Below are 24,165 nucleotides of genomic sequence, written 5' to 3'. Positions count from 1 at the left end.
TCGGTTCAGGGGCTTGCCCGCCTGGGCGGCGTAGGTTGACCCGTAAACGCAGGGGCAGTGTTTGCGAATTGTTGCCGCTGGTACGGATGACGTTGGCAAATACCGGGTCGGCCCAGGCTTCACGCACGACGTTGAGGGGCACGGTGAACGGAATGCGGGTCAGGTGCTCGTCACCGTCGCGGATCTGGCTAAGCGCCACCAGAACGCCGGCCCAATAAAACTGGAAGGTGGTGGCGATCGGCGTGTTGAGAGGGCGGGCAATATGCACCACCAAAGGCACCTCGACATGTCGCAGGCCAATGCCGCCGTCGGCGCGCTCGCGATCGCCGGGAATCGGTGGGTAGAGCAGGCCGATTTCGACGGGTGGCAAGTCCGGGTTGAAGGGGCTTGGCGGCTGGCGGCGCTTGGTCATGGCGATTTCCTCTCGGGCAAGTAGGCCGTCAATGCGGCACTTGGTTGTGAGTGGAATCAGACACTGCTTTGGTGAGTGCGGCTACTGTCAAAGTTGACAGGGGGGACGGGCTGTAGATCAAGCGCGTGCTCGCGTCGCAACCCTTCCCCATCGATTGCAGGCTTGGTTACGCCTGCCGCGCCCATTCAACCACTCATCGCCACCTGTCAACTCTGACAGTAGTCATCGCATCAGCGACAGTGTCTTAATCAGCGTCAACAGCATACGAGCGTGACTTGCGTAACTACCTGCTCGTTATGTGCTTTCATCCAGGAGAAGAAATATGTCAACCACGACGACTTCATCTACCGACGCTCAGCCCCGCCAACTCGACCGCCTGAGCATTCCTGGCATGACGCGCCAGGTCCCGGGGTATGACGGCGGAGTTAACGCCATGCTAGTGGCTTTTGGCCTCACCGTCTTGATCGAAAGAAACTGGCTGGCCAAGGCTGGCGACGTCATCACTGTTGTGCGTATGCCTGAACTGGTGCAATTGGCGACCTATCAGCTTAAATCCGGCGACGAGACAGCAGCCCATTACTTCTTGAGTATCGACCAAGAAGACCTGCCGGATGGCGAAGCGCGGCTAGGTTATGTGGTGCATTACAAGGACGGCGGTGAGGACGCCTCCTATCCGTTGAGCGTGTTGGTGAAAACCGATCTGCCTGGCGGCAAAAACAACAACCCGCCCTTTCCTGGCGCTGGGCACTCTGAGCTCAAGTTCAGTCTATCGATTACCACTGTCTACCCGCCCGACGCCATACGCGGAGTGACAGTGACAGTAGAACCCTACCCGCAGATGCATGCCTGGGACACCATTCACTTCCATTGGGGCAGCCTGCTCGTCACTCATCAGGTGACGGGAGTCGGTATGGCAACCGTCTTCACCCTCACCCATGCGCAGTTGATCGAGGGCGGCGACGGTGTCGGCTTGCTGACAGGGTTCTATATCGTCGACGTGGTTGGCAACCCATCATCGGAGCGATCCCCAGATACAAACGTACTGGTGGACTTGGACAGCTCCAAGCTCGCAGAGCCCGCCTTTCTCACCGATGACTTCCCCGGATTTATCGATTTAGAGCGCCTCGACAATAGAGACTTGATCCTCGAAATGTACAACAGCGCCACTATCGGCCGGGTGGGCGATATATATGACATCGATTTTCGAGTCTACCTGGCGTTGGGCGGCATAATCGTACACCGTGGATTTGAGTTCATCACCACCGCTGGCAGGCCGGTTAATCACCCAGTGCCCCATGCCATCGTCAGAGCTGCCGCTGGCGGACGGGTAGAAGCCAGGTATGTACTGAGAAAGCAGAACCCGCCTTCGGACCTGTACTCCAGAGTCGCCCCTGCGCAGGTAGTAGGGTCGATTGTTCCGTTGGACGCGCCTCGGTTCGAACAATACCCAGGCCATATCGTGAACCCGATACCCAACTCGGCCGTTGTGGACATCCCCTGGTACCCCTGGCGCAAGCCTACCGATGAGATAACGTTGATCCTTCGCTATGTCAGAGGGTTGAACGATGTAGTGGTCTACAGCGATGAGTTCGTCGTAGGGGCCTCGTGGCCAGATGAGGCACCGGTCAAGCGGGTGATCTATAGAGCTGACCTTTTGCGCTTCAATGGATATAAGCCGCATCTTTACTACGTGATTAATCCCCCGGACGTAAAGTCTCGCTCGGTGAAGTGGAACGAATCGGAGCGCCAGCTTGTGCAAATTGGTGTGCCTGGCAGATGACTACGGATGACTTTCAACCCAATGGGTCACCGACCATCAACGACGTAGCAACGGATGCACATACAGAAGGCTTAACATTGGGGATTTCCACTTCGGTGAGGAGCTGCGTTCACACGCTCCCAAGAAAATCGAGCACCAAGGCATTCACACGAGCGGCCTGCTCGTTCTGAATCCAGTGGCCGCAGTTGGGCAGTACATGTTGCTCCAGGTGGGGCACTGAACCGGGCATGCGCTTAAGGGTGTGAGCTTCAAAGACGCCCACCGGGTCGCGATCTCCGATCAGAAACAACGTGGGTTGCAGTATCTGCCTGCCGGCAAGCGGTTCGGTGCGCTGCCAATTGCGTTCGAAGTTGCGGTACCAATTTAAAGGTCCGCGAAAGCCGTGCTCGGCGAAGGTCTGCACATACACGTCCAGGTCCTGCTGGCTGCACCAATCCGGCAGCTTGCCCGCGGCTGCAACGCCTTCGAGCAACGTTGCGCTGGCAGGCTTGTGCTGCAGGAACACGTCCTCGTCCTGCATGAACAGCCGCAAGGTGCGTTGGATATCGGCGTTCAATTCTTGCTCGGCCACACCCGGCGCCTGGAAATACAGAATGTAGTTGAAGCGATCGGCGTACAACTCGCGCATGATCTCAATCACCGGCCGCCGTGCCCGCCCGGCAAACGGTACCGACATCGTCACCAATGACGTGACCCGCTCAGGTTCCAATAGCGCCAGGTGCCAAGCCACCACAGCGCCCCAGTCATGCCCGACCATGGTCACTCGGCGATGGCCGAACAGGTCCATGGCTGCCTGGATGTCTGCGCACAACGTCAGTAGATCGTAATCGGCCACGGCAGGTGGCGAACTTGAGCGACCATAACCGCGCATCTCAGGGGCAAATACCCGATAACCTGCCTGTGCCAGTGCCGGGATTTGCTCACGCCAGGAATGCCAGCACTCAGGAAACCCATGCAGCAGCCATATCGGTTGGCCGTGTTCAGGGCCGGCACAATGGACATTGAGTTCAATGCCGTTGACGGCGATTACTTGCTCGGTCCGGGAGCACATGGGTGTGGTCACTCTTAGGGTTTGGGCAAGCGTGCAGGATGGGTTTCGCCGGGGCCAGCATCATTGATCGCAGGAATAAGGCTGCCGCGCGCTCGATCAAGGGTCCGGGCGGTTTGGGTACTACTCATCAGCCGTTGAGCGACCACCACGCTGGCAACAACTGCCGCACTCGCGCTTCGCCAAACCGATCATCGATCAACATCACCACGCCTTGGTCGTGCTGACTGCGGATCACCCTCCCCGCTGCCTGCACGACCTTTTGCATGCCGGGGTACAGGTAGGTGTAGTCGTAACCGGCACCAAAAATCGCGCCCATGCGCAGTTTCATCTGTTCATTGACCGGGTTCAGCTGAGGCAGCCCCAACGTGGCGATAAACGCGCCGATCAGGCGCGCGCCGGGTAAGTCGATACCTTCGCCGAACGCACCGCCCAATACGGCAAAGCCTATGCCCTGGCTATCTGGGGTGAATTGGTCGAGGAATGCTTGGCGCTCGGCCTCGGTCATGCCGCGTGATTGCTGCCACTGCGTTATCTGCGGGTGCCGCTCAGCCAGCAACTGCGCGACCTGTTGCAGGTAGTCAAAGCTTGAGAAAAACGCCAGGTAGTTACCCGCCTTCTGCGCAAACTGAGCGGCGATCAAATCGACGATGGGCGCCAGCGAAGCGTTTCGATGCACGAAACGTGTAGAGATCGCGTCGACGATGCGCACGTGCAACTGTTCGGCCTTGAAGGGCGATTCCACATCGACCCATGCGGTGTCCGCAGGCAACCCCAACAGGTCGGCGTAGTAATGCCGTGGGCTCAGCGTCGCGGAAAACAGCACGCTGCTGCGGGCGGCGGTCAAGCGTGGGTGGATGAATTCGGCGGGCACCACGTTGCGCAGGCAGAGCGTTGAACTGCTCCGTGTGCCGCTGAACTGGCGTTTGCTGATATCGAAAATGAAGTGTTCATTGAACAATTCGGCGACCTTGGCAAATTGCAGGGCTTCGAAGTAGAAGGCTTGCAGGTCGCCGTTCAGCGCCTCGGGATGGTCGTTGAAGTAGTCGCCCATGGCGCTGGCGCACAGGCTCAGGGCTTGCAGCAGTTTTTCCGGGCGCGTGGCGTAGGCCTGGTACGGCGCGATCTGGTCCTTGTGCAGCGCATTCCATTCACGGTTCAGGCGCTGCAAGGGTTTCTTCAACGGTTCGGGCGCGGTGTCGCGCAGGGTCTTGAGGCTGTACTGGTCGAGGCTTGCGCTGTACATCGACCGGGCGCGTTCCACGAGGTTGTGGGCTTCGTCCACCAACACGGCGGCGCGCCACTGGTTGAGTTGGCCCAGGCCGAACAGCATGGCGCCGAAGTCGAAATAGTAGTTGTAGTCGGCGACGATCAGGTCGGCCCAGCGTGCCATTTCCTGGCTCAGGTAATAGGGGCAGACGTCATGGGCCAGGGCCACCTCGCGCAGGTTGCGCTGGTTTAGCAGACGTACGTTGGACGCCGCAGTGCGCGCAGCGGGCAACCGATCATAGAAGCCCTTGGCCAGCGGGCAGGAGTCGCCATGACAGGCTTTATCGAGGTGCTCGCACGCTTTGTCTCGTGCCACGAGCTCAAGTACGCGCAATGAAAGGTCTGTGTTGTTGGCGTACAGCACTTGGGCCGCATCGAGGGCGAGTTTGCGGCCGGGGGTCTTGGCAGTGAGGAAGAACACCTTGTCCAGTTGTTGGGGCGCCAGCGCCTTGAGCAGCGGGAAGATCGTGCCGATGGTCTTGCCGATACCGGTGGGCGCCTGGGCCATCAGGCAACGGCCGGTGCTGACCGCTTTGTACACGGATTCAGCAAGGGCGCGTTGACCGGTACGAAACTCGGCATGGGGGAAGCCCAGCGCCTGCGCCGCCGCATTGCGGGCTTCGCGGTGTTGCATTTCCTGTTGAGCCCAGCCAAGGAACAGCGCGCATTGCTGGTTGAAGAAAGGTTCCAGCTCGCAGGCCTGGAAATGCTGGTTCAACAACGTCTCGCCTTCGCCGACGATATCGAAATAGACCAAGGCCAGGTTGATCTCGCTCAGGCCGAGCTTTTGGCACATCAACCAGCCGTACACCTTGACCTGAGCCCAGTGCAGTTGCCGATGGTTGGCGGGTTGGGCCTCGAGGTCGCCGCGATAGGTTTTGACTTCTTCGAGGCGGTTGGCGTCCGGGTCGTAGCCGTCTGCCCTGCCCCGTACCTTGAGTTGTTGGTACTCGCCTTCCAGCGCCACTTCGTTCTGATAGTGCGTGTTGCGCCGAGAGGCGACGGTGCGATGCCCCGCAATACCTTCCTGGGCACTCGGCGACGGCGTAAAGCGCAGGTCAAGGTCGCCGACCTTGGCCGTGAACTCACACAAGGCCCGCACTGCAACGGTGTAGTTCAAGCGGGCTCTGCCCAGCGTACATAGCAGACAGTGACCGGCATCTGGTAGTCGCCGCAGAACTCCAACCAACGCAGCTGGTTGTCTTGCAAGCGGTCGCCGGGGCCTTTGACTTCAATCATCCGATAGGTTTTTTGCGCCGGCCAGAATTGGATCAAGTCCGGCATGCCGGTTCGGTTGGCACGGATATCCAACAGTAAGCGTTCGAACCAGAAGCGCAGGTGCTCGGCGGGCAGGCACTCCAATGCCTGCTCCAGCAGGTCTTCACTGAGCAGGTTCCAGAATACGAACGGCGACTGAATGCCCCATTTGGCGCTGTAGCACTGGCGGATAGTGGCCTTGTATTGCTCGTCTTGCAGTTTTTCGAAACAGGCTGCGAACAAAGGGGCACGGCGCTGGTGGAAGTCTTCGCTGTGCAAATCCGCGGGCCCGCGTTGAAAGGGGTGAAAAAACGCACCTGGCAGCGGCGCGAAAATCACGTCCCAGCACAGCAGACCAAACAGCGAGTTGATCAGGCCGTTCTCGACGTAGTGCACTGGCCCGTCAGGTTCGCTCAAGTGCCCCTGCACGCAGTACTCCACCGACATCAGTGGGTCTGGCAAGGCGAGGTCCAGGTCGAGGCGCGTAACGGGGCGGGGTTTGGTCTTGGGTAAAGCCGGTTCGCCAAGTTTGCGGCGCAGTCGCGGCAGCACACGCACCAGGTGTTGCTGTTCGGCGGCGCTCTCTGGCGCTTGTTGCGCCATGGTCAACAGGGCCATGGCCTGGGCGTAATCCTCCTGGCGCTCCAGTACGCGGATCAACCGTGAGCGAGCGCCGGGGTAGGCGCAGGTGCGGTAAATCTGCTGCGCCAGGGCCAGCTCGGCCATGCGCTCGCAATACTGCCCGAGCTGGAATAACAGCTTGGCGCGACGCTTTTCCAACCAGGGGTTGTCGGTGCTGAAAGTGGCGATATCGGCCAACACCCCCTCCAACGCTGCACCGGTTTCAAAGGCTTGCTGGCATTGGTGCAGGAATAGAAAACCGTGTACGTCGTCGCGGCTGCGCAAGCCCCGGGACTCGGCGCAGATCTCGACTTTTTCGTAGGTGTAGATGCCCAGGTCAGCCAGCACAAACTCGGACCAGTCCTGATGCAGGTTGCCAAAGAACATCAGGCGCAAGCGGTCGCATAATGGCATCACGCTGAGACTGTAAAGCGTGTCGGTAAGGTCAGGGCACCAGTCGGTGAAGCAGCGAGCTTCGGTAAATTGCGCGGCCAACCCTTCAAGCCAGTCGGTTTTCTTACCTTTGGGCTGATCGATCCAGGGCGTGAAAGCGCCGAGAATTTCGCCTTTTTGCAGCAAGCCGAACAGCGCTTCAAACGTCAGTGGGCATTGGTCCAATACCCAGCCCAATGCCAGCAACGGTTGAGCGGCGGCATGGGGGCAGCCGATCTCCTGATAACTGAGCTTACCCGCCCGAAAATGCACGCCCTTGCGCATGACCATACGCACCAATAACGCTTGGGAAGCTTGGGGCAAGCTGTCAAATTGCTGAATGAAATGCTGTTCATCAGGGTCGAGCAAATCGGCATAGCGTTGCCCCAGCCAATGCAGGACCTGGCGGAAGTTATGCAGGTAATAGAGCGGGTCGTCGAGGGGGTTGGCCATGGCACACGAAGATCAAATACTGGTTATGCATACAGAGTGCCGCTGCCAAGGCCCTGTTGCAATCGGTAATAGATAAATGGCGCACGCAACTTTTTGTATAAAAGTGATCAGATGGGGGAGTTGATCGCGTAAAATTTGTCGCCCGCAGCCTCTGGCGCGGGATTTTTCAGGGTTAAAGGTAAAGGTTATGAACATGAAGAATTTGGGTCTGCCACTGGTTGCACTCACTTTTCTGGTATTGAGCGGGTGCGCGACGCAAACCGTGGTGACACTGCAAAACGGCACGCAGTATTTGACCAAGGACCAGCCAAAAACCGACACGGCCGATGGGTTCTATGAGTTTACTGATATCGCTGGCAAGCGCGTGCGGGTCAAGGCTGCCGATGTGGCTACTGTTATCAAGGAAAAGTGATATCTACTGCCTGCGTTGATCATCTGTGGTAGCTGAGCCCATAGGTCTTTCATGTCAAACGCAGCTCAAAATGTGGGAGCGGGCTTGCTCGCGAATGCGGTCTTCCAGTTGATAAATCTGTAACTGATACACCGCATTCGCGAGCAAGTCGAATCGTCGCACCGCCGCTCCCACATTTGGTTCTCCATGTATCAGCGCCACCCCGTGTTGCGCAATACCTCCAACAACTTCTCGCCGTTCAACCCAGGCACCCGCACGCCGTCATCCGTCAACATATCCTCACCGGCCAAAATGGCATTGATGATCGCCTCCTCCACGGCCTCTGCCGCCGCGCTGAACAACGGCGAAATATGGTCGTTATTGACCATTTGCAACGCGCTGCTGAACGGTAGCCCCTTGCGCCCGTAATCTGCTGGCGGTAAATCCTGGTTGCCCGTGGCGAACGCCAGGAACAAATCACCGCTGGAGTCTTCAGTGCCGCCGCCGGTGCGAGCTATGCCGATGGATGCGCGCTGTGCCAGGCGCTTGCACTGATGCGGCAGCAACGGTGCATCCGTGGCGATGATCACAACGATCGACCCCATCCCCGGCGTGCCCCGCTCGGCAAATGGCGAGGGAATGCCCATCAACTGGCGGCCCACCGGGTAGCCATCGACTCGCAGCTCCTGGCGTTTGCCATGATTGGCCTGCACCAGCACGCCGACCGTCCAACCGCCCTGCTCCGCCGGTAAACGCCGGGATGCGGTGCCGATGCCGCCTTTGAACTCATGGCAGATCATCCCGGTGCCGCCGCCCACCGCGCCCTCCTGCACCGGGCCGGCTTCGGCGCTGTCCAGGGCTTGGCGCACATGCTCCGGCCCCACGTGCTGGCCCCAGATATCGTTGAGCAGGCCGTCATAGGTCTCCATCACCACCGGCATGCACCAGTACACCGCCGGGTCTGCCAGGCGCTCGCGCTCCAGGGCAATCAAGGTGTCGCGCACAATGCCGACGCTGTGGGTGTTGGTGATGGCCAGCGGCGTGGTCAGCAACCCTGCTTCACTGATCCACTCAAGCCCGGTGGCATCGCCGTTGCCATTGAGCACGTGGTACCCGGCAAAGCACGGCTGCTGCCGGGCCTCCCCAGCCCGAGGCTGGATGACGCTGACGCCGGTACGCACCTGCTTGCCGTCGACACAGGCCTTGAGGGTACTGTGACCGACCCGCACACCCGGCACATCGGTGATTGCATTCAACTCACCGGGCGTGCCCAACCCCAACGTGATGCCCAATTGACGTGCGCGCATAACCACTCCTTACAATTTTTGGTAGACCGGACTCGACCGGCCGCTGATGCAATACAGAATCACCGACAAGGCCAGCAAGCCGATGATGATCATGAGGTCCCGGATCGAGGCCGCTGCCACCAGGGTCACCAGCAAATACCCCGCGCCCAGCACCGCGACCAACGCCGGCAGCGGCCACAACGGCATGCGATAGGGATGCTCGCGATCACGCAGCAGCACCCGGCTCATCAATGCACTCATCGCCACCATCAGGTACACCAGCATGATCAGCAATACGCTGAACGAGGTGAGGTCGGCCAGGTTGGAGCTAAAGCTCAGCAGTGCCGAGGGGATCGCCAGGAACAGCGTCGCCAGCCATGGTGATTCCCAGCGCGGGTGAATGCGGGTGAACAGTTTGTTTATGCTCGGCGTCCACAGCGCGTCGCGGCCGCTGCTGAACACCACGCGGCCGATCTGGATCACGATGGCGACGATGGCGTTGAACACCGACAGGAAGATTCCAGCACTGACCAGGCGCGACAGCGTTTCGTTGCCATGACTGGTGAGCAGGTAACCGATGGGGTCGGGGCTTGCGATCATTTCACTCAGGGACGGCGCGCCGATCAACAGCGCGGTGATCGGCACCAGCTCAATGACCACCACCAGCCCCAGGGACCACAACACCGCCTTGTGCACGCCTTTGCCGCCGCACTTCATGTCTTCAGCCAACAATACCGCTGGGCCGTAACCGTTGTAGGAAAACAAACCAATACCCACCGCACCGATCACCAACGCCCAGGGCGCCAGGTGCAGCACGCCGTTTTCGACGATCTGCGGCTCAAACAACACGCTGACCGGCTGCACCGGATTGCCGAAACCCAGGTACACGATCACCAGCAAGGCCGCCACCTCCAACAGCAGGCAGGTGCCGGTGATCCAGGCATTGAGCTTGATATTGAGAATGCCCAGCGCGTAGCTGCACACCACGATTACCAGGGCGACGGTTTGCGCGTCAAATTGAGTGCCGAGCGCGTTATTGAGGTACGTCGCCGCGCCCGTGGCCAACACCGGCGGGATAAACAGCAGCATCACCAGCACGGTCAGGAATGTCGCGTAGCCGGCCATACCGCCAAATACTCGCTTGGCGTACACATACTCGCCGCCGGCACTGTTGTGGGCGCGGCCCAGTTCGGCGTAGCAAAAGGCGAACATCAAGGCGAGCAAACCCGCCATCACAAACGCCAGGAACACGCCGCTGCCGGCCTGTTGGATGGCAAACGGTGCGATGACGAACACAGAACTGGCCGGTGTCACCGCCGAAACGGTAATGGCCACTACATCGAAGACGCTCAGGGTGGGTTTCAATACGCCGTCGGGCGTGGGGGAAGCACTCATATCGTTATCCTCTGTCGTTGTTCTTGGTATGAGGCAGAAACGAAAAGTCTGAATAGCGCGGGCTATGTTGCCCGCTGAATAATGCCGACGTTAACCAGCGCAGGCTTGTCAGCCAATTCCCCTATTGGCGTACTCCCCTTGACGGCTCCCGGCAAAAGCCGAACCCTTGGCCAATCTTTTGCTGGCGGGAGCCTGACACATGAGCCTGTTTCGGGAAGTCGGCATGCATGCAGGCCTGGGCCGCACCGTGGCGCACATCGGCACCGAACGTTTCTGGAAGCAACTGGTGCTCTTGCTGCACCAGTGCTTGCCCTTCGATAACGCCCTGGCGATCTACTACCCGCGTGAGGGCACGCCCCAGGCTCTGGAAGAATACGATGCGCAGCCCAGCAGCAAACCGGCGTCGATGCTGGTGTACCTCAATGGCCTGTACTTGCTGGACCCGTTTTTCCAGGCCTGTCGCGAGGGTTATGTAAGCGGCGTGTACCGCCTGGAGGAAGTAGCGCCGGACCATTTTCGCCAGAGTGAATACTTCCTCAATTACTTCCACGACAACGTGCTGGAAGACGAGGTGCAGTGCATCCTGCAATTGCCGGGCGCGGGCACGTTGTCGCTGTCGTTGGGCATGCAACGCAGGTTTACGGCCGAAGAAACCGGGCTGATGACGACGTTGGGGGCCTGGGTGCTGCCATTGATGCAGCAGCACTGGCAACAAAGTACCCAGCGCGTACCGGCGATGGACAGCCAGATCAGAGACGCGTTGAGCCATTTTGGCTGCGGCGTGCTGTCGGACCGAGAGCTGGAAGTGGCGCGGTTGGTGTTGCGCGGGTTCTCTTCCAAGGCCATGGCCGAGCGCCTGAATATCTCGCCGGACACGGTGAAGGTGCATCGCCGGCACCTGTACGCGAAGCTGGATATCTCGTCACAGCCGGAGCTGTTTTCGTTGTTTATCCAGTCGTTGGGGCATGACCTGGAAAACCCATAGTCAGCAACGGTATATGGTCAAAATGTGGGAGGGGCGGTGCGACGATTCGACTTGCTCCCGATGGCGGTGTATCAGCCAAAAATGTGTGACTGACACTCCGCTATCGGGGGCAAGCCCCCTCCCACATTGGATTTTTTACACTCCCACGACCTTAGCGACCGGTACGAATGGTGTTCCAGACCCGCGTACGAACCCGATCGATATTCAGCGGCATCGCTTCCAACGCAAACAACTTGCCCATCATTTCCTCGCTCGGGTAAATCTTGGTATCGGCCTTGATCTCTGGGTCTACCAAGCTATCCGCCGCGCTGTTGCCGTTGGCGTAGTGCACCGAGTTGGTGATATCGGCCATCACTTTAGGCTCCAGCAGGTAATTCATGAACGCATAGCCGGCCTTTTCATCCGGGGCATCGGCGGGCATGGCCACCATGTCGAACCAGATCGCCGCGCCTTCCTTCGGGATCTGATAACCAATCTTCACGCCGTTCTTGGCTTCCTTGGCGCGGCTTTCTGCCTGTAGCACGTCGCCGGAGAAACCGACCGCCACACAGATATCGCCGTTGGCCAGGTCGCCGGTGTATTTCGAGGAATGGAAGTACGCCACATACGGCCGCACTTTCATCAGCAGCGCCTCGGCTTTCTTGTAGTCCTCAGGCTTCTTGCTATGGGGTGGCAGCCCGAGGTAGTTCAGCGCAATCGGCAACAATTCCGGGCCGTTGTCCAGGATCGCTACGCCGCACTTGCTGAGTTTTTCCATGTATTCGGGCTTGAAGATCAAGTCCCAGGAGTCCACCGGTGCGTTATCCCCCAGCACCGCCTTGACCTTGTCGATGTTATAGCCGATGCCGGTGCTGCCCCAGAGGTACGGGAAGCCATGGGCGTTGCCCGGGTCATTGTTCTCCAGGGCCTTGAGCAGCACCGGGTTGAGGTTCTTCCAGTTGGGCAACTGGCTCTTGTCGAGCTTCTTCAAGGCGCCGCCCTGGATCTGCCGGGCCATGAAGTGGTTGGACGGAAACACCACGTCATACCCGGAGTTACCGGTCATCAACTTGCCGTCGAGGGTCTCGTTGCTGTCGTACACGTCGTAGCTGAAACCGATGCCGGTCTGCTTCTGGAAGTTTTTCGTGGTGTCCGGCGCAATGTAGCTGGACCAGTTGTAGATCTTCACCGTCTCGGCGGCCTGGCCGATAGAGGCCACCAACATCAAGGGCAACAGGGCAATGGCTTTCATGGTTCGATTTCCTGGCGGTTTTAGGGCTGTTCTTATGGCAGGCGATCAAGGATCAAAGCGTTACAGAATCAATACGTAGGTCTTGCGCACGGTTTCCTGGATATCCCAGATGCCGGTGCTATTGGCTGGCAACATCAGTGCATCGCCGGCTTCTATGTGGATGACTTCACCGGTGTCGGGGGTGAAGGTGCAGCGGCCCTGGATAAAGTGGCAAAACTCCTGGGATTTGATCTGGCGCCGCCAGCGGCCTGGGGTGCATTCCCAGATACCGGTCTCGACGCCATCGGTACGCTCAACGCTCAAGGTCGAGGCCACCGCAATGGGTTCGCCCAAGGGCACGGCCACCGGTGAGGAGTCCGGCAGGTGGGCATTCAGCGCGTCTTTGAATTGAGTGATGCTCATGGGTTTTCCCGTGTGAGTGAAACGACTTAGTGCATGAAACCTTCCATGAACCCGGCCATGCCGGTCGCCAATTTGCGGCGCCAAGGGGCGGAGTTGGGGTTGGCCAACACCTGGTCTTCATGGACAAAACTGCGAATGATCGCGTTGTAGCCCAGCCAGCGGCACGGCTCGGGCTCCCACGCTTTGAGGGCGTTCAGCCCCTGCTCGCGGCTCACCCAGGGTTGGTGAACCAACAGCGTGTCACGGCCCAGGATCAGGTCGGCCAGCGTTCGGCCGCCCAGGTTGGTGGCGCCGACACCCTCCCCGCCATAACCGCCCGACAGAGCGATGCCGCTCTTGTGATCGCACAGCATGTGGGGCCTGAAATTACGCGACATACCCAGGTTGCCACCCCACGAATGGGTAATCTTCACGTGCTTGAGTTGTGGGAATAGCTCACCAAACAGGTAGCGACGTAGCGCTACTTCGCTGTCGGTCAAATCGAAGTTGTGGCGTAGCTTGCCGGCGAACTGGTAACCGCCGCGGGCGCCGAACACCAGGCGGTTGTCTGCCGAGCGCTGGCCGTAAGTGACCTGGCGACTGCTTTCGCCGAACGCTTGGCCGCCGCTCAAGCCGATTTCGTCCCAGGTACTGGCAGGCAACGGCTCGGTGGCGACGATCAGGCTTTGCACGGGTAGTTGGTAACGGCCCAGGGGCGGCAAAGTGTTGGCATAGCCCTCAACCGCTGGCACCACCCAAGCTGCACGAACGCTGGCCTTGGCCGTACGCACGCAGCCAGACTGCCAATGGGTGGCCGGGCTGTTTTCGTAGATCGTCACGCCCATGCGCTCGACCACCCGGGCCAGGCCGCGTACCAGTTTGGCGGGGTTGATCGTGGCGACGTGGGGCGCATAAATGCCGCCGTAAGGCTTGGCGATGCGAATCTGCTCGGCCAACTGCTCTGGGCTCAACCAGCGGTAGTCGGCTTCGGTGAGGCCCTGAGCGTAGAGTTTGCCCAAGTAGCTGCGCAGGCTGCGCTCCTGCTCGGGGTAACGTGCGGCGCAATACAGCGCGCCCCCCTTGCGGTAGTCGCAGTCGATGCCTTCACGGGCCAGTACTTGCGCGACTTCATCGGGAATGCCGTGCAACAGGTCAAACGAGGTGCGGCGCTGCTCGGGGTTCAGGCTTGCCAGCAGGCGGTCTTCCCCCAGCAGGTTACCCATCAGCCAGCCACCGTTACGGCCCGAGGCGCCAAAACCGGCGGTTTGCGCTTCGATGATCGCGATAGTCAGCTCAGGGGCCTGGCGTTTGAGGTAGTAGGCGGTCCACAGCCCTGTGTAGCCGGCGCCGATGATGACCACGTTGACGTCCAGGTCGTGTTCCAGCGACGGCCGCGCTACCAGTGGGTCGTCCAACTGGTCCATCCACAAACTGATGTTGCGCCATGCTTGCATGCGCCCTTCCCCTACCTCGTTTCGATAGGGTCGATGCTAGGCCGCGGTGTTATTGAATGTCTTGCGCGCGTGCACGCAAAGAAATTTGTTTGACGTAGGCTTTTGGCGATTGGCCGGTGTGCTGGCGAAAGGCGCTATAGAACGCGGAGAGCGAATTGAAGCCGGCGGCAAACGCCAGGTCGTCGACCTTGATCGGCGGCGCAGCGTTATCCAGCGCGGTGAGTAAATGCTGGAGCCGCGCCTGGTTGACGTAGCGGTAGAAGCTTTGCCCCAGCACCTGGTTAAGCAGGTAAGAAATCTGATTGCGACTATAGCCACATTCTTTCGATACCCGTTGCAAATCCAACTCCGGGTCCAGGTAGGGCTGCTTGCGTTCGAAATACTGCTGCAAGTCATTGGCCATATGCCCCAGTTGCTGGGGCGACAGGCCCAGCCGACTGACGCTTGGGCGCGTTGCCTGGGTCTGCTGCTCGTGCACCAGTGACGCATACTCATTGACCTGCCAGATCAATCCGTCGCGCACGGTAATGGCTTCACTGGTGCGAAATGACACCAGGCCGTGGCCGCCACGCAAGGTGATGCGGTACTGGATAAACGCGGTATCGCCGTCGGCACGAATGCGATCGGTGTGTTCAATGGCCTCGTCGGCTTCACGGGGCATGCTGGCTTGCAAATACTCACGTAACTCGGCGTAACCGACTACGCGGTTCTGGAAAAAGTCGTGGTACTGAATGTCCGGGTGGTAGTAGGACATCACCCCGTCGAGGTCCCGATGCCGCCAGCACAAGTGATGGCGCAGCACCAGGTCGCTGGTGGCTTGAGTGTGCTGACAATCGGACATAAGCGGCTCGAAGGCGATAAACGCTGGAGATTGACCAATTTTGCCAGCCGCGACAATGCTCAAATAACCATCACCGACTAGTGGCCTATTGCCCCACTTATTAAGTAGGACATGACCTACATCAAAGTTATGGAAAACAACCGCTGAACGGGGCGAAAAAACTCACATGCCTGTCACCCACGGGTGCTATTTTTTACTTCTTCGACGCCACGACCAGTGAAGGTCTTGGCCCCTGCCGCGAGCAAAAGGAAGCGCTCAATGAACAAGGTGGGCAACATGAACAAAGTGACGTTCCCCAATGCATGCCAGTTGATGCGCTGGCATTTTCATCCAATGGGTTTCGAGGGCAGCATGGACGCGCCCGGTAGCATGGTTGCTCGTTTGTTCGACCGAGCCAGCGGCGAGACGCTGATTGCCATCGCCGGCATCCCTTGTGCCACGGTGATGAATGCTGCGGACGTAGAGCGGATTATCGAGGCCGTGGAGGATGAGCTGGAGGCGTTTGTGCCGCCGCTGTCATTGCGGGCCTAAAGTTGCCTCTACAGGTGAGTGGGGAAAAATGTGGGAGGGGGCTTGCTCCCGATAGCAGAGGGTCAGTCAATGATGTGCTGACTGAAAAACCGCTATCGGGGGCAAGCCCCCTCCCACATTGGTTATGTGCAGGGCTTGGGTGCGGGATTAGCCGCGTTGATCATCGAAAAACGCCTTTTTGCCATCTACCCGCTCCGACGCCTTCGGCACATTTACCGCTTGGCCCTCCGGCTTCTCCACGTACCAATAGCAGTGACTTACCGCGCGGGTAATGCCCACATAGGCCAGGCGCAGCACTTCGTCTTTCTGCGCGTTGTCATACGGCTCACTGTCGCCGCTCTTGCCCAGGCCCGCCATGCGATACACCTGGTTTTTGTACGGTGAGCTGGTGAGGTGCTGGCAATCCCCCAGTAGAAATACCGCATCCGCCTGCAAGCCCTTGGCACTGTGATAGGTCAGCTGTTTGAGTCTGCGATCTTGCTGCGGCAAGCTAGAATCCGCATTAACTACAGACCGAATATGCTCACTAATCAATAACTTATCGCTGCTTTTTCGATAAAGCATTAACACTGTTTCGCCCTTATGGTAATGCTCCGACAACTGGCGACCTAGTGCAGCGTCATCGCGCTCCAGTACCTTGAGGGGCTCCAGTGCTTTAGGCGAGCCACTGGCCTTGGCCTTCTTACCCGCAATCGCCGGTGCGGCGCGTACGATGTGTTCGGCCGCATCGATGATGTGCTGATGGCTGCGATAGTTGTCGCTCAGCATCACGCGGGTGGTACTCGGCGACGGGAACTCTGTGTTGAACTCCATGAAGTATTTGGGCGAACTGCCCCGCCAGCCGTAGATCGATTGCCAGTCGTCCCCCACACATAGCAGGGATGAACGTTGCGCGCCCCGGCCCACATGCATGGCCGGGCCACGACTGCGTATCTCGCGCAGGCTGGCACGCAGCCACGAGACGATCTGCGGCGAAACGTCCTGGAATTCATCGATCATCAGGTGCGAAAGCGGCCGTAACAGTGGATCGCTGAGCAGCTTGAGGTTTTCCGGCATGTTCTCGCCAAACAGCGAGAACATGCGGTTGTAGGTCATGATCGGCGGCGATTGGTCCAGCAGGTGATCTTCGAGGGCTTTCCAGAAGATGCTCAGGGCTTCGAAGAAAAAACGATCCGGGTCGTCCTTGGCGAAGCTCATCTGGCCCACCGCCGTTGGCACGTCCAGGCCCAGGTTCTCGATAAAGCCGGCAGCCATTACAAAACTGTCGAGCAGCGGTGCGGAGGCCAGCTCGCCCTTGACCTTGTAATCAAAGCCAGGCCCCGCAGTAGCATCCCCTGCCAGACTGCTTAGCAGCCGCTTTGATGACTCATAACTATCTAGCCAAATTAAAGGCTTACGACAGAAAGCTTGAAACAAGGTGCGCTTTACCGCCCATTCTGCACGCACTGACAACTTCGAATTGGGCCTGCTGACCTGGGCGTTTTCCCGCGAATCAAAGCCCAGCACCACCCAAGCATCCAACTCAGGGATATAGCCATGGCAGTGGAACTGCGCGCCGTTGATCTCCAGGGTCTGACGGCTGGGTTCGATGCCCTTGATCGGCCAGGCGCCCGCACGAAACCAAAGGTCTTCGATGACATCGCAAAGTTCTTCATCGCGCTTGGCGGCCAACTCGGTGACGGCTACGCGCTTTTGCACATCGGGGTGATCGCGTTCCAATTCCTTGAGCTGTAGGCCATGGCGAGCCAACGGCGCAATCAGCTCGCGGAAACGCGAGTGCTGGCCGTGCAAACGGTGGTAACAGGCGTTCATCTGCTGGCGCTGGGCGTCATTGATACGCAGGTCGAAGGGGTTGCTGTCGGCGTCCTCAAAGCCCGACTTGAGGTTTTCGAAGGCTTGCAGGCGCTCAAAGCCCGGTAGGCTGCGCACCATCGGCAGGATGCGCGAGTGGAAAGTACGCACTACCGCTTGGGCCTCCTTGATATCCAGTGGTCGGCCCCACACGCTTAGAATCTCCATGAGCTTATGGATGAAGTCCTTGCGCGACTCACGGGTAAAGGTCACCACTGTCATCGAGCTCAGCTCGAAACCCAGGTAATGGGTGAGCAACAGGATACGCAGTACCAAAGACGTGGATTTACCCGCACCGGCCCCGGCGATAACCGAGGTCGATGGCGTATCGCTGAAGATCATCTTCCATTGCGCCGCACTGGGCTGGGCATGCGCGGGTAACAAGCGCGCCACATCGGCCTTGATGCGCTTCTTCAGGTCGGCGGTCAGCGGCAGTCGCCAATCATCGAACAGGCTGTCATCCACGCCAGGGGCACGGTGCTCATCCGGGCGGAAGTCGCGAATCAGCAAGACCTGACGCCCTTGCTCAATGCCCTCGGCCTTGCCCTCACGGTAGCCGTACTCCACGCCAGCCTCGTGCCCACTGCGAAAACCATCGGCCTGCCCATGCAACCATGAAAACCGGTGCTGGGCGCGCAGGCGAGTCAGACCATGGCCAAACAGGCGCGCGGCCAGGCGTTTGAATAGGGGCATTTCTGCCAGGGGACGCAGTTCGGGAGGCAGATCAGGCTGTTGTAGCGGCACGCGGACTCCTGCGGTGAGCTTGATGTTGACGAGTAGGTCATGGTCGCCGGAATCGGCGCTAAGTGCCAGCCAATTGCTTTGCGGTCATACAGTTAGGCGATGAAGTGAAAGTCAAAACGCCGGCAACCAATCTAATCCACTGATAGGAATCAGGCATTTTTTACGCTTTTTATCGATGATGTGCTGCCGGATCATAGGCGCCATCCACAGGAGACGATCATGCTTGAACTTCGACCTTTCAACACGCTGGGCGGCGCCCATCATGGCTGGCTTGACGCCCATCACCATTTTTCATTTGCCGAATACCATGACCCACAGCGTATGCATTGGGGCAACCTGCGGGTGTGGAACGACGACATCATCGCGCCCGGCACTGGCTTCCCTCAGCACCCGCACCGTGACATGGAAATCATCACCTATGTGCGTGAAGGCGCTATCAGCCATGCCGACAACCTGGGCAACAAAGGTCGCACCGAGGCCGGCGATGTGCAGGTGATGAGCGCCGGCACCGGGATCGCGCACAGCGAATACAACCTGGAGGCCACGCCGACCAAGATCTTTCAGATCTGGATTATTCCAAATGAAGGCGGGCTGCCACCGTCGTGGGGGGCCAAACCGTTTCCCAAAGAAGGTCGTGACGGGTTTGTGACCTTGGCCAGTGGCAAGGCCGGTGATAATGAAAGCCTGCGCATTCGCGCCGATGCACGCTTGGTGGCGGCAACGTTGAAGGCGGGAGAAAGTGCCGAGTATCGACTCGATAGCGGGCGTCGTGCCTATTTGGTGCCAGCGACCGGGGTGATTGAGATCAATGGCTTGCGCGCACACGCTCGGGACGGTGTGGCGGTAGAGGACGAGCAATTGTTACGGGTGGTGGCGGTAGAGGACAGTGAGATCGTCCTCGTCGACCTGGCCTGATTTTTCTCTTTGCCACGATCACAATGTGGGAGGGGGCTTGCTCCCGATAGCGGCGGGTCAGTCAACAGAGATATCGACTGATCTACCGCTATCGGGAGCAAGCACCCTCCCACATTTGCTTTGCGCGATTACTGGGAAATTGCGCCGTCTACCAGGACTTGCGCCTCTTCCACCAACTGCTTGAGGTGATCTTCACCGATAAAGCTCTCGGCGTAGATCTTGTAGATGTCCTCGGTACCCGAAGGTCGCGCAGCGAACCAACCGTTTTCGGTCATGACTTTCAAGCCGCCAATTGCCTGGTTATTGCCCGGCGCGTGGCTGAGAATCTGCTGGATGCTTTCCCCCGCCAGTTGGGTGGACGTCACCTGCTCAGGCGACAGCTTGCCCAGCAGTGCTTTCTGCGCGGGCGTGGCCTTGGCGTCGACACGAATGGCAAACGGCTCACCCAAGGCGTCGGTCAGGCCACGGTAGATCTGGCTCGGGTCCTGGCCTTTGCGTGAGGTCATTTCTGCCGCCAAGAGCGCAGGAATCAGGCCGTCCTTGTCGGTGCTCCACACGGTACCGTCCTTACGCAGAAACGAAGCACCGGCGCTTTCTTCACCGCCAAAGCCCAACGAGCCTTCGAACAGGCCGTCGGCGAACCATTTAAAACCTACCGGCACTTCGTACAAGCGACGGCCGATACGTGCGGCCACCCGATCGATCAAGCCGCTGCTGACCACGGTCTTGCCCACGGCTGCATCGGCGCGCCACTCGGGGCGGTTTTGGAACAGGTAATCGATGGACACCGCCAAGTAGTTGTTCGGTGCAAGCAGGCCACCGGAGGGCGTCACGATGCCGTGGCGGTCGTGGTCTGGGTCGCACGCGAAAGCCACGTCGAAACGGTCCTTGAGGCCGATCAAACCTTGCATCGCATAGCTGGACGATGGGTCCATGCGGATCTGACCGTCCCAGTCGACACTCATGAAGCGGAAGGTCGAATCGACTTCGGTGTTCACCACGTCCAGGTTCAGGCGGTAATGCTCGGCAATCGCCGACCAGTAGCGCACCCCTGCTCCGCCCAGCGGGTCTACGCCAAGACGCAGGTCGGCGCTGCGGATGGCGTCCATGTCGATCACATTGACCAGGTCGGCCACATAGCTGTTGAGGTAGTCATGGCGGCGGGTGGTGTCGGCCTTGAGCGCCTGGGCGTGTGTGATGCGTTTAACCCCGGCCAGTTTGTTGGCCAGCAGTTCATTGGCCTTGGCTTCGATCCACTTGGTGACGTGGGTATCGGCCGGGCCGCCATTGGGTGGGTTGTACTTGTAGCCGCCGCTTTGTGGCGGGTTGTGGGACGGGGTAATAACGATACCGTCGGCCAGGCCCGTGGTGCGGCCACGGTTGTAGCAAATGATGGCGTGGGAAATTGCCGGGGTCGGCGTGTATTCATCGCCTTCGGCCAGCATGACGTGCACACCGTTGGCGGCCAGTACTTCCAGGGCGCTGGCACCGGCTGGCGTGGACAACGCGTGAGTGTCCAGGCCAACAAACAGCGGGCCATTGATGCCTTGGGCTTCGCGGTACAGGCAAATCGCTTGGCTGATGGCGAGTACGTGCCATTCGTTAAAGCTCAGCTCGAATGAGCTGCCACGGTGGCCAGAAGTACCAAAAGCTACACGCTGGGTGGAGATCGCTGCATCAGGCTGGCCAGTGTAGTAGGCCGTGACCAGTCGCGGGATATCCACCAGCAACTGGGCTGGCGCCGGCTTGCCCGCAAAAGGACTGATTGTCATGCATGAACCTCGGAAAGAAGGAATCGGAAAAAATGGCAGTTTACTGAGAGTTCGACTGCTGCGCGACGTTATAGATCCTACGTCAGAAAGAGAAATTTCACTCGCTAAGCGATCTGAGCCTGGCGAAGCGCTTCGCTAAGGGCAGCCAAGGCAACATCCAGGTTCGGTTGCCCCTCAGACGTGTGGCTCAAGCGCAAGTGCTGCTGGTGAAGGCCACTGACGCTGAACAACTCCCCCGGTGCAATCACCACCTGCTGGGCAAGCATCCGCTGAAATACCTGGCGCATGTCCACCGCCCGTGTGGAGCGCAGCCAAAACGCCGCTCCTGCAGTGGGTGCACGATAGGCCACTCGATCTCCCAGGTGCTGGCTCAGGCGCTGGCTCATTTCCTCGGTTTGCTGGCGCAGGTGCAGGCGCAGTGCACGCAGGTGCTGGTCGATTCGCCCGCTTTGATAAAGGCGGGCAATTGCACGTTGGCGGATTGACGACAAACGAAAGGCACGCAGCAGAAACTGGCGCTGCAATTCACTGCTCATGCGCCGAGAGAGCAAATAACCGAAAGGTGCTTCCGAGCCCAATACTTTCTCAAATGAGGAAAAAACCACCAACCGATCAGGGTTTACCAATTCGCGCAGCGCGGTCTGCGGTTCTTTAACAGCCAGTTCGCCAAAGGTGTCGTTTTCCAATAGCCAGCAACCGTGTTGATCCAGCATTTGCGCGACGGCCACGCGCTCGTGAGCTGACAAGGCGCCCCCTGATGGCTGGCTGACCGTAGATGACAGCAGCACCATGTGTATCGGCTCAGCGCTCATCAGACGGTCAAAAGTCGCCAGGTCCAGGCGCCCTTCCGGCGTCCAGGGCAATTCGATGATGCGTACCCCCGCGCTCTCGAGCAGGCGCAGTATCAGCCAATCGCAGGGAGATTCCACAATCACTGTAGTCCCTTTTAAGCCGAAGACTTCGACGAGGATGTCCAGAACACCGCGCAGGTCGGCCCCCAAATAAACGTCATCGGCGTGCCAGCAGCGCGTGGGAGACGATGTATAACGGGCCGCCAGCGCTGCGCGCAATTCCCAGACACCACAAGGTTGTGACCACGGTTGTAACTGATGCGGGTACTGGCGCACCAGTTCCCGCTCCAGGCGCAGCAGTGTGCCGTCCAGCGAAGCCAGAAGCGCAGGCTCATCACCGCTGAGCACCAACATGTCGGGGCGCCGTGCCGCCGCATAGACCCGGTCAAGCAAGTCACCGGTGGCCCAAGCCTGCGTGCTTGCCGAGAGGGGCCAGGCGTAATAGCCCGACTTGGCGACCGAATAGACCCTGCCCTCCTTCTCCAACAATGAATAGGCGTACTGGATCGTCGAGATCGACACATTCAGGCGCCCCGACAGTTGCCGCAGGGATGGCAGCTTTACTCGGGCATCCGTGCTGACTTCGTTAATCAGGTTGATCATGTAGCGGTAGACCGCCTGATAGGCGAAATCTGCCTGCCGCTCTGCGCGCAGTGTCATCGCTCGGACAATTGACAGGCGTGCACACTGCCTTGCACCAAAGGGTCTGCACCGGGCACCTTCCTGCCCATGCTGACCAGCGGACGCTTACGGTAGAGGTGCTGTAACAAGCTCATCGGCAAGCCGCTGGTGTCGGTGGCCCACTGTTGCAGCATCTCGGCGCTCGACTGGCCCTGCAATACCTTGTGCAATTCGGGGAGGGCCACCAGCATGCCCGGGTGGCATTGGCGCAAAAAACCTTCCAGCCGCTCGCCATGATGGATAAACGGCGAGAACAGCAGACAGGTCAATTGGGTTTCATCCAAACCAAAGAACTGCTGCGCGTAGGCGCTGGAAGAAACCCGCCCCTCGCGGCTCATGCCCTGCACAAGCAACTCCTCAGGCATATTCAGACGGCGCAGATACGGGGCAGCCTGCAGGATGAAATCCTGCACGCCCTCTGCATAATCCAGGTCACGCAGACATTGGGCCTGCAGGCCACGCAGGTGGGCCATCAGCAAGGGGTTGGAGTAAGACGGATGGCTGAAGTGAAAGCCCAAAGGGTCGGGTGTATACGCCATGAACTCGGCAAGCAAGGTGGATGCCGGTAGATCAATGGCGTCCAGCAGATCGGCAATTCCGATATAGGCCAAGTGGCGATGGCTGGCCCTGCTGGGGTTATCGTTCGGCACGTAGTGTTCACCGTATATGTCTCGGTAACAGCCGACGCTCCACTCGTCCATGCGAGCAAACAACCCTGTGAGTGACGAAGGCCAGCCCTTGGCAGTGACGACCCCGGCGCCTTGCGCCGCTTTTTTCAGCCAGGCAAGCAACTGGCTCTGTTTACGCGGGGAGTCACCGCTGACAAGTAAATGAACGCCCCCGCTGTAAGTAGTGACCCTCTGGTAGAAATCGCCAAGCGCCAGGTACACATCACTGCATAGGGTCGCGCGGCAGTCGCCGGAACTCAGATGACCGACCATCAACCTATTTCGCTGACTTATTTCCCGACCGACGTTGGAGGTTGGCCGCAGGTGGTTAAAGGGCAGCACTTCCTGGTTTTCCACCATCAGTAGCTCAACCCTTGGGTCGTCGTGGAGAAACAAGCGGCCATACGCTTGATTGAGGTCGTCGAGCCTGCCTTCGGCCATACCCGCGTACCGCAGCGTCGCAACCCGCAAGTGAAAGGTGCGCGGGGCTCGACCAGCAATCGTCAGTTGCGCAGCACGTATCAGTGCCAGCGTGTAGCTGCTGACCTCTCCCCCGCCATGGGCCACCAGCACTTTGTAGTCCCCAACTTGTTCCATACCTCCCGCCGCCACCACAATTCGCTGGATCAACAATTGAAGTGCCGTTCGCTCTTCACGATTAAAGTGACCGATCAAACGTTGCAGAACTTGCTGGTAAACATAATTCATAGCCTGTTCGTGAATAGTGCTCATCGTTCTACTACCTGAGTTGAAATATCAGTTTCGAGCAACTGCCAACAGGAGTTGCCCGACCTATCACGCGTGTAAGAAATGTGCGTATCGGCGTGTGCGCCGACAACTAGAACACTAGCACCGCACAACAAAACGGCACGTAGAAGTTCGGCTCACGATCAAGTCACAGGGCGCACAAACCGGC

19 protein-coding genes are annotated in these 24,165 nt (G+C 59.1%); 5 read left to right on the top strand and 14 right to left on the bottom strand.

From position 1 onward, the window contains the following. A partial coding sequence (locus tag ICY20_RS19060; RefSeq protein ID WP_194938345.1) for a hypothetical protein occupies positions 1-412 on the bottom strand: 412 nt, incomplete at its 3' end. Positions 413-734: 322 nt separating this feature from the next. Here ICY20_RS19060 and ICY20_RS19055 point away from each other — a divergent pair. Continuing rightward, positions 735-2,192 (top strand): hypothetical protein, encoded by a 1,458-nt coding sequence (locus tag ICY20_RS19055; RefSeq protein ID WP_194938344.1) that lies wholly within the window; start codon positions 735-737, stop codon positions 2,190-2,192. A gap of 109 nt (positions 2,193-2,301) precedes the next feature. Here the strand turns inward: ICY20_RS19055 and ICY20_RS19050 are convergent, their stop codons facing one another. The 3 genes from ICY20_RS19050 to ICY20_RS19040 form a co-directional block, all read right to left on the bottom strand. Continuing rightward, positions 2,302-3,243, bottom strand: a complete 942-nt coding sequence (locus ICY20_RS19050; RefSeq protein WP_194938343.1) for an alpha/beta fold hydrolase — start codon at positions 3,241-3,243, stop codon at positions 2,302-2,304. 127 nt (positions 3,244-3,370) lie between these two features. After that, positions 3,371-5,629: an ATP-dependent DNA helicase gene (locus tag ICY20_RS19045; protein ID WP_194938342.1), complete on the bottom strand. Its 2,259-nt coding sequence runs from the start codon at positions 5,627-5,629 to the stop codon at positions 3,371-3,373. Beyond that, positions 5,626-7,272, bottom strand: coding sequence for a VRR-NUC domain-containing protein (locus ICY20_RS19040; protein WP_194938341.1), 1,647 nt, complete (start codon positions 7,270-7,272; stop codon positions 5,626-5,628). Before ICY20_RS19040 ends, ICY20_RS19045 begins: the two co-directional genes overlap by 4 nt. A 187-nt stretch (positions 7,273-7,459) precedes the next feature. On the opposite strand from ICY20_RS19040, the gene ICY20_RS19035 reads away from it, so the two are divergent. After that, the gene (locus tag ICY20_RS19035; RefSeq protein WP_159956912.1) at positions 7,460-7,684 is read left to right on the top strand and encodes a YgdI/YgdR family lipoprotein; all 225 of its coding nucleotides are present in this window, start codon (positions 7,460-7,462) and stop codon (positions 7,682-7,684) included. A gap of 191 nt (positions 7,685-7,875) precedes the next feature. On the opposite strand, the gene ICY20_RS19030 is transcribed toward ICY20_RS19035, so the two are convergent. Together ICY20_RS19030 and ICY20_RS19025 are read right to left on the bottom strand one after the other, a co-directional pair. Continuing rightward, positions 7,876-8,970 (bottom strand): DmpA family aminopeptidase, encoded by a 1,095-nt coding sequence (locus ICY20_RS19030; protein ID WP_159956914.1) that lies wholly within the window; start codon positions 8,968-8,970, stop codon positions 7,876-7,878. 9 nt (positions 8,971-8,979) lie between these two features. Beyond that, on the bottom strand, positions 8,980-10,344 hold the full coding sequence (locus ICY20_RS19025) for an APC family permease (RefSeq protein WP_159956916.1): 1,365 nt from the start codon (positions 10,342-10,344) through the stop codon (positions 8,980-8,982). 199 nt (positions 10,345-10,543) lie between these two features. Here ICY20_RS19025 and ICY20_RS19020 point away from each other — a divergent pair, with 199 nt between their 5' ends. Continuing rightward, positions 10,544-11,329, top strand: a complete 786-nt coding sequence (locus ICY20_RS19020) for a helix-turn-helix transcriptional regulator (RefSeq protein WP_194938340.1) — start codon at positions 10,544-10,546, stop codon at positions 11,327-11,329. 151 nt (positions 11,330-11,480) lie between these two features. Here ICY20_RS19020 and ICY20_RS19015 read toward each other — a convergent pair whose 3' ends face one another. From ICY20_RS19015 to ICY20_RS19000, 4 genes are read right to left on the bottom strand one after another with little or no spacing between them, the layout of a single operon-like run. Next, positions 11,481-12,560, bottom strand: a complete 1,080-nt coding sequence (locus tag ICY20_RS19015; RefSeq protein ID WP_194938339.1) for a polyamine ABC transporter substrate-binding protein — start codon at positions 12,558-12,560, stop codon at positions 11,481-11,483. A 60-nt stretch (positions 12,561-12,620) separates the two neighbouring features. Beyond that, positions 12,621-12,962, bottom strand: a complete 342-nt coding sequence (locus tag ICY20_RS19010) for a cupin domain-containing protein (protein WP_194938338.1) — start codon at positions 12,960-12,962, stop codon at positions 12,621-12,623. Between the two features lie 26 nt (positions 12,963-12,988). Further along, positions 12,989-14,395 carry an NAD(P)/FAD-dependent oxidoreductase gene (locus ICY20_RS19005; protein WP_159956924.1) on the bottom strand — a complete coding sequence of 469 codons (1,407 nt, stop codon included), beginning with the start codon at positions 14,393-14,395 and terminating at the stop codon, positions 12,989-12,991. Between the two features lie 49 nt (positions 14,396-14,444). Continuing rightward, a complete protein-coding gene (locus tag ICY20_RS19000; RefSeq protein ID WP_159956926.1) occupies positions 14,445-15,236 on the bottom strand; it encodes a helix-turn-helix transcriptional regulator in 792 nt (263 codons plus the stop codon). 258 nt (positions 15,237-15,494) lie between these two features. Between ICY20_RS19000 and ICY20_RS18995 the strand changes: the two genes are divergently transcribed. Then, positions 15,495-15,767, top strand: a complete 273-nt coding sequence (locus ICY20_RS18995) for a DUF1652 domain-containing protein (RefSeq protein ID WP_122488409.1) — start codon at positions 15,495-15,497, stop codon at positions 15,765-15,767. Positions 15,768-15,914: 147 nt separating this feature from the next. Here the strand turns inward: ICY20_RS18995 and ICY20_RS18990 are convergent, their stop codons facing one another. Beyond that, the gene (locus ICY20_RS18990) at positions 15,915-18,362 is read right to left on the bottom strand and encodes a UvrD-helicase domain-containing protein (RefSeq protein ID WP_194938337.1); all 2,448 of its coding nucleotides are present in this window, start codon (positions 18,360-18,362) and stop codon (positions 15,915-15,917) included. Between the two features lie 219 nt (positions 18,363-18,581). Between ICY20_RS18990 and ICY20_RS18985 the strand changes: the two genes are divergently transcribed. After that, entirely contained in the window at positions 18,582-19,277 is a 696-nt protein-coding gene (locus ICY20_RS18985) for a pirin family protein (RefSeq protein ID WP_159956930.1), read from the top strand. A gap of 128 nt (positions 19,278-19,405) precedes the next feature. Here ICY20_RS18985 and pgm read toward each other — a convergent pair whose 3' ends face one another. The 3 genes from pgm to ICY20_RS18970 all read right to left on the bottom strand — a co-directional run bounded on the left by pgm (position 19,406) and on the right by ICY20_RS18970 (position 23,981). Next, on the bottom strand, positions 19,406-21,049 hold the full coding sequence (pgm, locus tag ICY20_RS18980; RefSeq protein WP_194938336.1) for a phosphoglucomutase (alpha-D-glucose-1,6-bisphosphate-dependent): 1,644 nt from the start codon (positions 21,047-21,049) through the stop codon (positions 19,406-19,408). Positions 21,050-21,153: 104 nt separating this feature from the next. After that, complete coding sequence (locus ICY20_RS18975; RefSeq protein ID WP_159956934.1) at positions 21,154-22,560, bottom strand: aminotransferase-like domain-containing protein; 1,407 nt, start codon at positions 22,558-22,560, stop codon at positions 21,154-21,156. Beyond that, positions 22,557-23,981 (bottom strand): hypothetical protein, encoded by a 1,425-nt coding sequence (locus ICY20_RS18970; protein ID WP_228758483.1) that lies wholly within the window; start codon positions 23,979-23,981, stop codon positions 22,557-22,559. Before ICY20_RS18970 ends, ICY20_RS18975 begins: the two co-directional genes overlap by 4 nt. Between the last annotated feature and the right edge of the window lie 184 nt (positions 23,982-24,165).

Origin of the sequence: Pseudomonas pisciculturae, assembly GCF_015461805.1 — a bacterium.
Taxonomy (GTDB): domain Bacteria; phylum Pseudomonadota; class Gammaproteobacteria; order Pseudomonadales; family Pseudomonadaceae; genus Aquipseudomonas; species Aquipseudomonas pisciculturae.
Note: the sequence above shows the minus strand (reverse complement) of the source record. Positions and strands in the feature narration are given on the sequence as shown.